Below are 12,098 nucleotides of genomic sequence, written 5' to 3' on the forward strand. Positions count from 1 at the left end.
CGATGGTCCCGGTGCGTGCGACCCCAACTGCTCACGAGCGGTCAGACCCCCGCCCGATCCGAAAGATTCAGCCGCCCGGGAACCGTTCGGTGCCGCTGGAGGTCAGACCGCCCGATGGTGACCCCTTCCCGTGGCGGTGCTCGGCACGCCCTGATCGCGGAGCGCCGGCGATGAGGCCTTCGATCACCGCACTCCTACGCCGCGCCAGCGAGCAGTGGCAACGCACTCGGCCTGTCCACCCTGACACCGACGCCGCGCTGAAGCGTCGGTGGCACGACCTGCCCGACGCGGCGCGCACCGACGCACAGCTGCTGGGCCGGCGCACCGTCGGCTGCGAGGGCACCCACGGCGTCTTCCCGCGCTGCAACCTCGCATGCACCCCGTGCTATCACGCCAAGGAGGCCCAGCGTGTGCGGACCGACGGCGACCACACCGTTGCGCAGGTCGACGCGCAGATGGGCTACCTGCGTTCGGTCCGCGGGACCGGTCAGCACGCGCAGCTGATCGGCGGCGAGGTCTCCTTGCTGTCGGCCGAGGACCATGCGCGGACGCTCGAGGTCATGCGCGCGCACGGGCGCAAGCCGATCAGCATGACCCACGGCGACTTCGACTACCACTATCTGCAGAGCCTTGCCTTGCGCCCGGACGGCGGTCGGCGCTTCGCCTCGCTGCGGATGGCCGGTCACTTCGATTCGCTGATGCTCGGCCGTCGCGCCGTCCCGCGCCCGCAGGGCGAGGGCGAACTGCACGGCGAGCGCCGGCGGTTCGTGGCGATGTTCGAGCGTCTGGCCGCGGAGCACAGCGTCGCCTTCGACCTGGCGCACAACATGACGGTCACCCCCGGCAACGTGGGTGAGGTCGCCGAGGTGACGCGCGCGGTCATGGGCATGGGCTACGGGATGGCGTCCTTCCAGCCAGCGGCACACGTGGGCAATCCCGCGCGCTGGCGCGAGGACTACCGCCCACTGGACATCGACGCGGTGTGGGAGCAGATCGAGGCCGGCGCCGGGACCCAGCTGCCGTGGGCGCACCTGCAGATGGGCGACCCGCGGTGCAACCGCTCCGCGTACGGCCTCATCGCGGACGGGCGCTGGTTCGCCTGGCTGGAGGACCGCGACGCGCGCGACCTGCGCGCCCGCGACCTGTTCCTGGCCGCGTTCGGCGGGACGGACTTCGACCGTCCACCCGTTGTGCGCACCGCCGCGATCCTGCGCGTCGCATCACGACACCCCGCCATCGTCCCCGCCGCCGCGGGCTGGGCATTGCGCTTCACGCGTCGCGTCGGCCTCAGACGGCTGCTGCGGGGCCGGCCGCGCGCGATGACGTTCGTCGTGCACGCGTTCATGGACGCCGACGTCGTGCGGCCCGCGTGGGAGGCGATGCAGCGAGGGGAAGTCGCCGAGGACCCGGAGACCCGTGCCGCACAGGAGCGTCTGCAGGCATGCTCCTATGTCATGGCCCACCCGCAGGAGAACCGCACCGTGCCCGCCTGCGTGCAGCACTCGGTCCTCGACCCGGAGGAGAACACCGAGCTGTTGCAGCTGCTGCCGATGCACGCCGGCGCATGACGCCCGGTGAGGAATGGATCCGGGTGGAGCTCGCCCGGCTGCAGTCCCGGCGATACGCGCCGGTGGCGATCGCCGAGTTCCTCGCCGTATCGCAGCGCCGCGCCGGCGACGTGCGACGCGAGCGACCGCACCTGGGCCGGCGCGCACGCACCTGGGAGGCCGCGGGCGCGGCAGCCTGGGTCGGCCTGGCGTGCGCCGGGCGCGAGCCCTACCGACGCCGCCTCGTCAGCGGCCTGGCGTGGTGGGCGCTGACGTCGTTGATGCTCGAGTGGCACCTCGGGATGGTCGAGAGCGAGGACGGCGAGCCGCGCAACCTCGGTCCGGCTGATGCATTGACGCTCGCGCGGGCGTGGCTGGCGCCGGTGATCGCCGACGACCTCGCCCCGGCAGCGTTGCTCGCCGCGGGGGTCAGCGACGCGCTCGACGGACCGCTCGCGCGCGCGGGCGTGCCCACCCGTGCCGGCCGCGACCTCGAGGCGCTCGCCGATGCCGCAGTCCACATCGCCGCGCTCCGCTGCGCCTGGCGGCAGGAGCGGATGAGCCGGGCCGTGGTGGGCGTCGAGATCGTCCGTGTCGCCACCGGGTCTGCCTACGCCGCGTGCGCGTACTTCGTGCAGCTTCGCGCGCCGAACGCGACGGTCATGCGCGCCGGTCGCGTCGCGGCGCCTGTGCGTGTCGCCGGCCTGATCGCCGCCGGCGCCGGGCGCCGCCGCACCGCCAACGCGCTCCTCGCCGCCGGCTCGCTCGCGAGCCTCGTGGTCCTCGCTTCCGACTTGTCCAGGGTGATGAACCGTTCGGGACCTGCCGGGGTCTGAGGCACCGATGACCCAGGCTCACCTGAAGCGCGCCTTCGTCGCGGTGTACGCGACGGTCAACACCGCGCTGCTGCTCGACGCGCTGCGCCGCCGCCGCGCGGACGGCGCCCTTGGCAGCGCCGGGGCGCTGGCCGCCCACAGCGCTCCGCTGCTCTTCATGGTGTCGTTGTACACGCGCCGCCAGGGGCGTACGTCTGAGCGGCTTCCGTGGCTGCGCGGCGCGGTGGCCACCGCCACCGTCCTCTCGCTTGTGGGCGCCGGCGGCCGTCGGCGGCGGCTGTCCGGCACAGCCGGTGCCGCCGTCCTCGGCACCGAGCTCTACGTGCGCTGGTACTCGCGTCTGGGACGTGCCGAATCGGTCGACCTCGCGGCTGGTGGGCGCCTGCCAGACGATCTCGTCTTCGTCGACCTCGCCGGCGACGCGGTGACTGCCGGCGATCTTCGCGGCCGGCCGGTGGCGCTGTTCTTCTACCGCGGGAACTGGTGTCCGCTGTGCATGGCGCAGGTGCGCGAGATGGCCGATCGGTGGCGCGAGCTCGAGACGCTCGGCGTCGACGTCGTGCTCATCTCGCCGCAGAGCGACGAGCAGACGCGCGAGCTGGCCCGGCGTTTCGACGTGCGCTTCCGCTACCTCACCGACCCCGACATGTCCGGCGCCCAGCGCCTCGGCCTCGTGCACGAGCGCGGTGTCCCGCTCGGCATTCCCGGCTACGACCCCGACACCGTCTTCCCCACCGTGCTCGTGCTCGATGCCGAAGGGACGATCGTCTTCAGCGACCAGACCGACAACTACCGCGTGCGCCCCGAGCCCGAGACGATCCTCGCCGCGCTGCGCGGCGCCACCGGGTCTGTCCCGGCCTGATGCTCGACCAGCGAGCCCGCGCGCTGTACGCGCCGGCGGTCGGCCGGGTCGCCGCCCGCGCCGCGGGCGCCGGCGTCAGCGCCGGCACGGTCACCGCCTTCGGGCTCGCGATCGGTATCGGGTCCTGTGTTGCCGCGGCGCTCGGCGCCTGGGGCGTGGCGCTCATCCTCTGGCTGGCCAACCGGACGCTGGACGGCCTGGACGGCGCGATCGCCCGCCGCACGCGCGCTTCAGACCTCGGCGGGATGCTCGACTTCCTCTCCGACTTCGTCGTGTATGGCGGCTTCGTCGTAGCGGTCGCGATCGCGATCCCCGACGCCCGTCTGGCCGCCACGGTCCTGCTCGCCGCCTACCTGCTCAACAACGTGGCGCTGCTGAGCTTCGCGTCGCTGATCGAGAAGCGGGGACTGCAGCTCGGCGACGAGCGCTCGCTGCGCTTCACCGCCGGCCTGACAGAGGGCACCGAAACGATCCTCGCCTACGCCGCCATATGTCTGCTGCCCGACCATGCTGCGACGATCGCCTGGATCTTCGCTGCGATGGTCATGGTCACCGTCCTCCAGCGCGTCGCGCTGGCCCACCGGACGCTGGCTTGATTCGAGCCACGATCCCGATCGAGCGCCTGCACGTCGACGGCCGCCCCCTCCTGCCGCGCGCGGCGTTCCCGGAGCTTCGTGACGGCGCCTGACGGTGTGCCGCCGCAGGCGTGGGACGAGTTCAGCCGTCACTACGACCGGCAGCTGTGGCTTGAGCGCGCCGCCGTCGCCACCGCGCTCGCGCTGTTGCGCCCGCAACCGGACGAGCGTGTGCTCGACGTCGCCACCGGGACCGGCGAGGCGCTGCGGCAGCTCGCCGCGTGCCGCGACCGCCCACGGCAGGCGATCGGCATCGACCAGTCCGCCGCAATGCTCTCCCACGTCCCGGCGCTGCCGGGGGGCTGGGCGACCCAGCAGGCGGACGCACGCGCCCTGCCGTTCGCCGCCTCGTGTTTCGACGTGGCGATCTCCTCGTACCTGCTGCACCTGCTGATGCCGACCGACGTGCCGATCGTCCTTGCCGAGCTGCGGCGTGTCCTGCGCCCCGGCGGCCGCCTGGTGACGGTGACGCCCGCGATTCCCCCGCGCGGCCTAACCCGTCCGCTGGCTCGCGCGCTGGATCGGCTCGCCGCCCTCCGACCGCATCGCTACGGCGGCCTGCGCGCGCTCGATGTACGCCCGGCCCTCATCGACGCCGGTTTCCAGGTCGCCGAGGCGCGCTGGAACCTACGGGGCTACCCCACGCTCTGTGTCCTTGCCCGATCGCGCGGCTGAGTCTCGGGGCTTGCGGCGACCGCGACCTCGCCCCAGAACGCCACCCGTCCTTTCACGCGCCGGGCCAGCGGTGACGGGTGTCGGTACCCCCACGCCGCGTTCTTGGCCCGAACCCCGTCGACCTCGACCGTCCAGTAGTTCGCGAGGCCCTTCCAGACGCACAGAGACCGCAGCTTGGTCGGCCGCAGCAGCTCCATGCGCACATCGGAGGCCGGGAAGTAGTGGTTGCCCTCGACGAGGATCGTGTCATCGCTCGTCGCGATCGACTCCCCTTGAAGGTGGCGGTGATCGTCATCGCTGGATCTGACCCGTGGCCGACGCCAACGGTTCACCAGCGTCCGCGCCGTGGAGCTGCCGGTCGCTGCGGTCCGTTCCCGGCGGGCGTCAGCCGTGGCCTCGCATCGCGAGAGCTCTGCGCACAGCCAGCACCGGCCGGACGGCGGCCCGGTAGCGCGCCGCCGCATAGCGCTCCCTGAGATGCTCGTCGGCGGCGCGTGACGGGCCCTCGGCCAGTGTCGGGTAGGCGTGAACCGTCGTCGACACCGCATCGATGCGGTTCCCGGCCTTGATGTGCGCGGTCAGCTCAGCGATGACCTCGCCTGCTCCGGGGCCGGCGATCGTCGCGCCGACCAGCCGGCGCTTGGGGTCGGCGACCAGGAGCGCGAAGCCGTCGTTCTCGCCTTCGGTGATCGCTCGGTCAAGCGTCGCGTAGTCGCTGCGCGCGATGATCGCGCGGTCACCGTGGCGCGCTCTTGCCTGGGCCTCGGTGAGCCCGACGCGGGCGACCTCCGGGTCGGTGAACGTCACCCACGGGATGGTCTGGTCGATCGTGCGACGCATGCCCAGCAGTGCGTTGATGCTCGCGACGCGCGCGTGGTGCGCCGCGACGTGCGTGAAGGGCATCGACGCCGTCACGTCGCCGGCTGCGTAGATGCGCGGGACGCTGGTCCTCAGGCGCTGGTCGACGACGACGGCGCCACGCTTGTCGAGTTGCACGCCGGCGGCCTGCAACCCGGCGCCATCGGTTCGTGGCCGTCGCCCGGCGACGACGAGGATGGCATCGAACTCGATCTGCCGGCGACCGTCTCCGTCCTCGACGATCAGGTGCTTGGGCGCGCGGTCGGGGCGCCGCAGCTCGATTGCGCGCGTGCCGAGGCGGACGTCGATCCCGTCCGCGGTAAGGCGCTTGGCAACCAGTGCGCCGGCGTCGGGCTCTTCCTTGAGCAGCAGCCGGTCGGCAAGCTCGACGATCGTCACGTTGGCCCCGAGACGCGCGAAGGCCTGCCCGAGCTCGCAGCCGACCGGCCCGCCCCCGAGGATGATGAGGCGGGCCGGCAGCCGGCGAAGGTGCCAGATGTCGTCGGTCGTGAACACGTCGTCGCCGCCGAGTCCGGGTATCGGAGGTGTCGACGGTTGTGATCCTGTGGCCACGATTGCGGCGGAGAAGCGCAGCCGCCGGCCGTCGGCCTCGAGCGTCCCTGCGTCGGTGAAGCGGCCGTCGGCCTCGATGACCTCGACGCCGGCTGCGCGCAGCCGCGCCGGGGAGTCGTGGGGTTCGATCTCGGCGATCGTCGCGTGCACGCGGTCCATGACGCGGGTGAAGTCGACCTGTGGCTCGATCGGCGTGAGCCCGACGCGGTCGGCGTGGCGCATGCGATGCGCGAGGTGCGCGGTGGCGATCAGGCTCTTGCTTGGGACGCACCCGGTCCACAGGCAGTCGCCGCCGGTGCGCTCGCGCTCGATCAGCGCGACACGCGCGCCGACGCCCGCGGCGATGAACGCCGACACCAGCCCGGCGGTGCCTCCGCCGAGGACCACGAGGTCGTAGCGGTCGCTCATGATCGCGGCGAACGAGTTCGGGTGAGCAGTGTCGACACGGCTGTGGGACCTGTGGGCCGCGTAAACGGTTCAGATCGCGCGGCCGGATCACGCACACGCGACCCGGAGCGCTTCGTCCGCTTCGCGGGTCAGCCCGAACCGTTCGCCCGCGTCGAGGGTCCGAGCGGCGATGCCAGCAGCCCCGGTCACGGTCCACGTCCTCAGCGGATGTCCGCACTGCACGCGGGCGCTTGCGTTGCTGCGACGTCGCGGCATCGAGCATGACATCGTCAGCGGCGACGGCGTTCACGGGTTTCGTGAGCAGCTGCGCGCACAGACCGGCGGCTGGACGGTGCCACAGGTCGTGATCGGCGGGCGGGCGATCGGTGGGGCAGATCAGCTTGCCCGACTGGACCGGCTCGGCGTCCTCACGGCACTCGTCGCCGGCGACGCACTCCCGATCATGCGGGTGCGGCGCCGGCGTCTGGCGCGTACGTCCGGCCGCTGGGTGGCCGATCTCTACGACGCGGCAGGCCAGCGCGTGGCGCGAGGCACCGGGAGAGATCGCGATGAGGCCTGCACGGCGGTCCGGGGCGAGTAGCCGTCCCCGCTTGGCGACCGGGCGTCAGCGCTGTTCGTGGTCCACGACCCGGGGCGGCACGCGCCAAAGCCGCTCGCCGGGCAGGACGATGCCGACCTCGTCACCGACGCGCGGGGTCTCGTGAGGGGCGACATGCGCGGTGATCGATCGCCCGTCGCAGTCCACGATCACCCGCACGTGATCGCCGGCGTACGTGGTCTCGATCACCCGTCCGCGCAGCTCACCCTCATCGGCCAGGACGACGTGCTCGGGGCGGATGGCGAGCGTCGCGTCGCCATCCGGGAGGAGGTTGGTCGTCCCGAAGAATCGAGCGACGGCGGCGCTGACCGGGCGCTCGAAGAGCCCGCGTGGTTCGTCGTGCTGGACGATGCGGCCCTCGAGCATTAGCGCAATGTGGTCGCCGAGCTCGGCGGCCTCGTTGCGGTCGTGCGTGACGACCACCGTCGTCAGGCCACGATCACGCTGGATCGTGCAGATCAGTCGGCGCAGCGCGCCGCGCCGGTTGGGGTCCAGCGCCCCCAGTGGCTCGTCGAGGAGCAGCAACTGCGGAGCTGCGGTCAGGGCGCGCGCCAGCGCGATGCGCTGCTGCTCGCCGCCTGACAGACCTTGCACCCGTCGCCGCGCGAGGGCGGCCAGACCGACCTCCTCAAGGTGTGCGGCCGCCACGCGGCGTCGCTCCTGCTTGCGCATGCCCGCGGCGCGCAGCGGAAGCGCGATGTTGTCGAGCACATCCAGATGCGCCAGCAGACGAGGTTCCTGAAACACGACGGCGATCTTCCGCCGATGCGGCGCCAGACCGTCGATACGGCGCCCGCCGAGCTGGACCCGGCCGCCGTCCAGCGGCTCCAGACCGGCGATGGCGCGCAGCAGCGTCGTCTTGCCTGCTCCTGACGGGCCGACAAGCACGGTGCGCGTCCCCGCCGGGACGTCCAGCGACAATCCCCGCAGGATCGGAGGGCCGCCGCCGGGAGAGACAGCGATCTCGGTGCAGCGCAGCCCGTGATCGCTCACAACGGTCGCCTTCCGGCCCGAACGGTGAAGACCAGCGCCGCGGTCGCCGGGGCGAGGAACACGACGGCCAGCGTGGCGGCGACCTGTGGGTCGCTGCCGACGAACGGGAGCAGGACGACGGGCAGCATCGGTCGCCCGGCCCCGATGGCCAGGCTCGAGCCGTAGTCACTCCAGGACACCAGGAATCCCAGCAGTGCCGCGGCGGCGACCGTCGGGGCGGCGGCGGGGATGGTCACCAGACGCAGCCGCCGCAGCGGCGGCAGGCCGCTGACGCTGCCCATCTCCTCGATCGCGGTCAAGCGCGGCCCGAACCCGGCCAGGAGCACGAGCGTCACGTACGGCAGCACGACGGTGAGGTGGGCGGCCACCAGGCCCAACGTGGTGCCGTCCAGACCCAGGCGGATGAACCACTCCGTCAGCCCCGTCCCGACCGCGTAGCTTGGAACCAGCAGCGGCATCGCCAGCAGCAGGAACACGGGCGCGGGATGGCGCAGGCGCCGCTCCCCGAGCACCCGCGCGGCCGGCCACGCGATCACCAGGGCCGCGACCACGGTCAACAGCGCCACCTCGGCCGAGTTCGCGAACGCCGACCCCGTGTCCGCGCCCAGGGCGATCCGGACCCCGCGCAGCCCGAATCGCTGAGGCAACAGCGCCGGTGAGCGCCACTCGTCAGCGAACGCGCGCACCACGAGCGCCAGCAGCGGGGCCACCAGCGCCACGCCGGCGAGCCCGGCGAGCCCGGGCCGATGGCGTCGCCTAACCACCTTGCGGGTCCTTTGCCGCGCGCACAGCGAGCGCCGCGAGCACGATCGACGCAGCGGCGCTCACCAGCAGCGCGGCGGCGGCGACGCTCGGCCCGGAGATGAGGTCGGCGTCCGAGCGCTGCAACGCGTACTCGGCAACGGTCGGCGGATAGGACGGCCCGAGGGCCAGCGGAACCTCGAACGCACCCGCGACGTACGCGAACACGACGATGCACCCGACCACCAGCGGCCCGCGGATCGTCGGCCACAGCACCCATCGCAGTCGCTGCGCCGGTGATACGCCGACCGCGGCCGCCGCCTCGTCGCGTTCGCGGTAGCCCTGCCCCATCGCGCTGAGGAGCAGCACGACGAGAAACGGCACCTCCTTGTAGATATAGACGAGCACGACCCCTGCTCCGGCACGGTCGTGGACCACGTCGAACGGGAGGCCGCCGAGGATGCGCTCGGCCAGTCCACCGGGCGCCAGCCAGAGCACCGCGACGGTCGCCACCAACAGGTGCGGCACCGGAACCGGAGCCGCAAGCAGCGCCCGCACCACGGTGCCGCTGCGCCGCGCGGCCAGGGCGACGAGCACGGCGAGCAGGGCAGCCAGGCCGGTGCTCAGCACCGCGGTTCTCAACGTGAACGCGACGGCGTCGTGGAACTCGGAGTCATGCAGGAGCGTCGACCACGCGCCGGCGCCGGCGTGCCCGCCGAGGGGTGTCACGCTCGTCCGCACCGCGCCGGCCATCGCGCCACCGAACAGCACGAGCATCACCAGGACGGCCGGGGCGAGCATCAGCCGGTCGCGAGCGGCGCGGCCTCGAAGCGACACCACCGGCACTAGCGCAGGATCTCGCGCGTCCACCGGCGCTCGAGCGGCGCGACGGCCGATGCGGGCATCTCCGCGACAGTCTGGCCCAGATCGGCGAGCAGGTAGCGGTTGACAGCGGCCTGAGTGAACAGACGCCGTTGCGCGCCCAGCCGACCGATATCGAGCACCGTCGGGTTTCCGAGCGATCTCGGGTCGAGCTTGGCGGCCTGCAGTCGAGGGCTCAGCAGCAGGTTCGCCACGACCTCCGCGCCGGCGGGATCAGCGGCATTGGCGGGGATCGCGACGAACGACGTGTTCTGCAGCGATCGCTCCCCCAGCGCGAACGGGCGCGCGGAGGCCGCGAACTGCCCCTTGCGAACCGCGGAAGCGACGAACGCAGCGTCATAGGACATCGCGAAGTCGACCTGGCCGTTGCCGAACAGCGTGTCGAGTTCGGCCTCCGTCTTCGGGTAGGTCGTGCCGTGTCGCCAGAGGTACGGCTTGAGCTGCTTGAGGTAGGCAAAGCCGCCATCCTCGCCCTTGGCCTGGACGACCTGCCGCACGAACGCCGATCCGGTGAAGTCCGGCGGCGCTGGATAGGTCACGCGCCCCGGATGCGCCTCTGCGTACGCCAGCAGCGCGTCAAGGCTCTGTGGGGGCGTCGGAGTCTTGGCGGTGTCATAGGCATAGACGAACGCCGCCTTCTGCCAGGGCGATTCCTGCCCGTCGACCGGCACCTGAAAGTCACGTGCGATCGCCGGATCAGCCTGATCGACGTAGCGGCGGGCGTTCGGGAGCCCCGTGGCCCAGTCGTGTCGCCACAGGTCAGCCCTCTTGCCGTCGGCGAAGTTCTCGCCGTTGATCCAGATCAGATCCACCGCGCCGCCCGACGTCTTGCCGGCGCGCCGTTCGGCGACCACGCGCTTGAGCGCGTCGGCGGTGTCGGCGATCGGCACGCGCCTGATCGTGACCCCGAGCTTGCGTGCCGCCGGGGCGACGACGTCGTCGACGTAGCTGTTGACGCGGTCATCGCCGCCGTACATCCACCAGCGCACCGTGTGGCCTCGCGCGGCGTGCTCGAGACCGGCGAACCCGCCGGCGGCGTCACCAGCGGGCGCAGCAGCGGGGCTTTCGCCACCGCAGGCGGCCAGGATCACGGACACGCCGGCAGTCATCGCCACCGCGGCGAGTCGAGTTGCTCGAATCATCGGCACTCAGACCCATACCGTCCGGCAACGATTCACCCGCCGCGCACCGTCGCCGCGCCACGACGGTCCAAGCAGGAAAGGCCCGCAGTCGAAGCCGTCCGTCAGGATCGTCAACCGTGCCGTCACGCTCACCGCGACTTCAACAGATCAGCGAGGCCCTCGCGTACTGCGCGCGGCCCGAACACCTGCGGCGAACCCTCCGCATCGCCTTCGTCGTCGGGCTCCTGCTCACTGCCGTCAATCAAGGGTCGGTCATCCTCGGAGGCGACGCGAGCACATTGACCTGGGTGCGCAGCGCGGCGAACTTCATGATCCCCTTCGTCGTCTCGAACCTCGGGCTGCTCGGCGGGCGCCCGCGACCGGCGACCCCCGAGGCAACGAGTACGGTCGACCAATGACCAGCGCCGATGTCGTGGAGGCCCATCGGGCTGCGGGCCGTCAGTTCCGGGCGGCCGGGGTGCAGGGCTTTGTCCGCGAGGCCGGCAGCGGAGAGACGGTGCTGTGCATGCACGGCGTCCCCGCATCGTGCTTCCTGTACCGCAAGGTCCTCGACGAACTCGAAGGTCGCGGCCTGCGCGGGGTCGCCTTCGATCTACCGGGCCTCGGCCTGGCCGCCCGGCTCGAGGACTTCGACTACACGTGGACGGGGCTCGGCGCCTACTGCGCCGCCGCAGTCGACGCGCTCGCCATCGACCGCTTCCACCTCGTCGTCCACGACATCGGCGGTCCGGTCGGCTTCGAACTGGCGAGGATCATGCCCGAGCGCATCAGATCGCTCACGATCCTCAACACGATCATCGACGTCGCCGACTTCAAACGGCCATGGTCGATGGAACCCTTCGCCCGCCGCGGCGTCGGCGAGCTGTATCTGAGGGCGCTGTCCAAGCCCGCCTTCCGGCTGCTGATGACCCTCCAAGGGGTCGACGATCGCAGCACCGTAGCCAACGACGACCTGGACGCCTACGTCGACCTGCTCAAGCACCGGGACGGCGGCCGCGCCTTCCTGAAGATCATGCGCGGCTTCGAGCGCACGAACCTCAAGCAGGAGCAATACCGCGCCGTCGTCGCAAGCGACGCCTACCCTGTCCAGGTCATCTGGGGCGACCGCGACCCGGCGCTGAAGCTCGCCGTACACGGCGAGATCGCCCGACGAGCAGCAGGCCTCGAAATGGTCCACCGGCTTCCGGCGAAGCACTTCCTGCAAGAGGACCAAGCACCCGCGGTCGCTGAACTCATCGCACGGTTCGTGACGGCTGAGGGAGCGTTGGCAGACGAGCGTTCAGCGCAGGCCGCGCCGCCGCCGCGAGGCGAGTAGCCGCGGTCGTCTAGGTCTGGCGCACCGCCTTCG

14 protein-coding genes are annotated in these 12,098 nt (G+C 71.9%); 8 read left to right on the forward strand and 6 right to left on the reverse strand.

Annotated elements, in window-relative coordinates:
* Nucleotides 1-170: 170 nt before the first annotated feature.
* The 5 genes from NBH00_RS23705 (at nucleotide 171) to NBH00_RS23725 (ending at nucleotide 4,555) form a co-directional block, all read left to right on the forward strand.
* Nucleotides 171-1,568 carry a hypothetical protein gene (locus NBH00_RS23705; protein ID WP_254571037.1) on the forward strand — a complete coding sequence of 466 codons (1,398 nt, stop codon included), beginning with the start codon at nucleotides 171-173 and terminating at the stop codon, nucleotides 1,566-1,568.
* Nucleotides 1,565-2,383 (forward strand): CDP-alcohol phosphatidyltransferase family protein, encoded by an 819-nt coding sequence (locus tag NBH00_RS23710; RefSeq protein WP_254571038.1) that lies wholly within the window; start codon nucleotides 1,565-1,567, stop codon nucleotides 2,381-2,383. The genes NBH00_RS23705 and NBH00_RS23710 overlap by 4 nt, the downstream gene beginning before the upstream one ends.
* A 7-nt stretch (nucleotides 2,384-2,390) precedes the next feature.
* Nucleotides 2,391-3,245, forward strand: a complete 855-nt coding sequence (locus tag NBH00_RS23715) for a peroxiredoxin family protein (protein WP_254571039.1) — start codon at nucleotides 2,391-2,393, stop codon at nucleotides 3,243-3,245.
* Nucleotides 3,245-3,841 carry a CDP-alcohol phosphatidyltransferase family protein gene (locus NBH00_RS23720; RefSeq protein ID WP_254571040.1) on the forward strand — a complete coding sequence of 199 codons (597 nt, stop codon included), beginning with the start codon at nucleotides 3,245-3,247 and terminating at the stop codon, nucleotides 3,839-3,841. The genes NBH00_RS23715 and NBH00_RS23720 overlap by 1 nt, the downstream gene beginning before the upstream one ends.
* A gap of 78 nt (nucleotides 3,842-3,919) precedes the next feature.
* Nucleotides 3,920-4,555, forward strand: a complete 636-nt coding sequence (locus NBH00_RS23725) for a class I SAM-dependent methyltransferase (protein ID WP_254571041.1) — start codon at nucleotides 3,920-3,922, stop codon at nucleotides 4,553-4,555.
* Here the strand turns inward: NBH00_RS23725 and NBH00_RS25660 are convergent.
* Together NBH00_RS25660 and NBH00_RS23730 are read right to left on the reverse strand one after the other, a co-directional pair.
* Nucleotides 4,516-5,019 carry a DUF427 domain-containing protein gene (locus NBH00_RS25660; RefSeq protein WP_367401273.1) on the reverse strand — a complete coding sequence of 168 codons (504 nt, stop codon included), beginning with the start codon at nucleotides 5,017-5,019 and terminating at the stop codon, nucleotides 4,516-4,518. The genes NBH00_RS23725 and NBH00_RS25660 overlap by 40 nt on opposite strands.
* On the reverse strand, nucleotides 4,940-6,394 hold the full coding sequence (locus NBH00_RS23730) for a dihydrolipoyl dehydrogenase family protein (RefSeq protein WP_254571042.1): 1,455 nt from the start codon (nucleotides 6,392-6,394) through the stop codon (nucleotides 4,940-4,942). Before NBH00_RS23730 ends, NBH00_RS25660 begins: the two co-directional genes overlap by 80 nt.
* Nucleotides 6,395-6,563: 169 nt before the next feature.
* On the opposite strand from NBH00_RS23730, the gene NBH00_RS23735 reads away from it, so the two are divergent.
* Nucleotides 6,564-6,974, forward strand: coding sequence for a glutaredoxin family protein (locus NBH00_RS23735; protein ID WP_254571043.1), 411 nt, complete (start codon nucleotides 6,564-6,566; stop codon nucleotides 6,972-6,974).
* Nucleotides 6,975-6,998: 24 nt separating this feature from the next.
* On the opposite strand, the gene NBH00_RS23740 is transcribed toward NBH00_RS23735, so the two are convergent.
* The 4 genes from NBH00_RS23740 to NBH00_RS23755 are packed head-to-tail and all read right to left on the reverse strand — an operon-like array spanning nucleotide 6,999 to nucleotide 10,705.
* Nucleotides 6,999-7,985, reverse strand: a complete 987-nt coding sequence (locus NBH00_RS23740) for an ABC transporter ATP-binding protein (RefSeq protein WP_254571044.1) — start codon at nucleotides 7,983-7,985, stop codon at nucleotides 6,999-7,001.
* A complete protein-coding gene (locus NBH00_RS23745) occupies nucleotides 7,982-8,695 on the reverse strand; it encodes an ABC transporter permease (protein ID WP_254571045.1) in 714 nt (237 codons plus the stop codon). Before NBH00_RS23745 ends, NBH00_RS23740 begins: the two co-directional genes overlap by 4 nt.
* Before the next feature lie 46 nt (nucleotides 8,696-8,741).
* Nucleotides 8,742-9,527 (reverse strand): ABC transporter permease subunit, encoded by a 786-nt coding sequence (locus tag NBH00_RS23750; protein ID WP_254571046.1) that lies wholly within the window; start codon nucleotides 9,525-9,527, stop codon nucleotides 8,742-8,744.
* A 44-nt stretch (nucleotides 9,528-9,571) separates the two neighbouring features.
* A complete protein-coding gene (locus NBH00_RS23755) occupies nucleotides 9,572-10,705 on the reverse strand; it encodes an ABC transporter substrate-binding protein (protein WP_254571047.1) in 1,134 nt (377 codons plus the stop codon).
* A 161-nt stretch (nucleotides 10,706-10,866) separates the two neighbouring features.
* Between NBH00_RS23755 and nrtS the strand changes: the two genes are divergently transcribed.
* On the forward strand, nucleotides 10,867-11,148 hold the full coding sequence (gene nrtS, locus NBH00_RS23760) for a nitrate/nitrite transporter NrtS (RefSeq protein WP_254571048.1): 282 nt from the start codon (nucleotides 10,867-10,869) through the stop codon (nucleotides 11,146-11,148).
* A complete protein-coding gene (locus NBH00_RS23765; protein WP_254571049.1) occupies nucleotides 11,145-12,065 on the forward strand; it encodes an alpha/beta fold hydrolase in 921 nt (306 codons plus the stop codon). The genes nrtS and NBH00_RS23765 overlap by 4 nt, the downstream gene beginning before the upstream one ends.
* Nucleotides 12,066-12,098 lie beyond the last annotated feature (33 nt).

The organism is Paraconexibacter antarcticus, from assembly GCF_024220175.1.
Classification (GTDB): domain Bacteria; phylum Actinomycetota; class Thermoleophilia; order Solirubrobacterales; family Solirubrobacteraceae; genus Paraconexibacter; species Paraconexibacter antarcticus.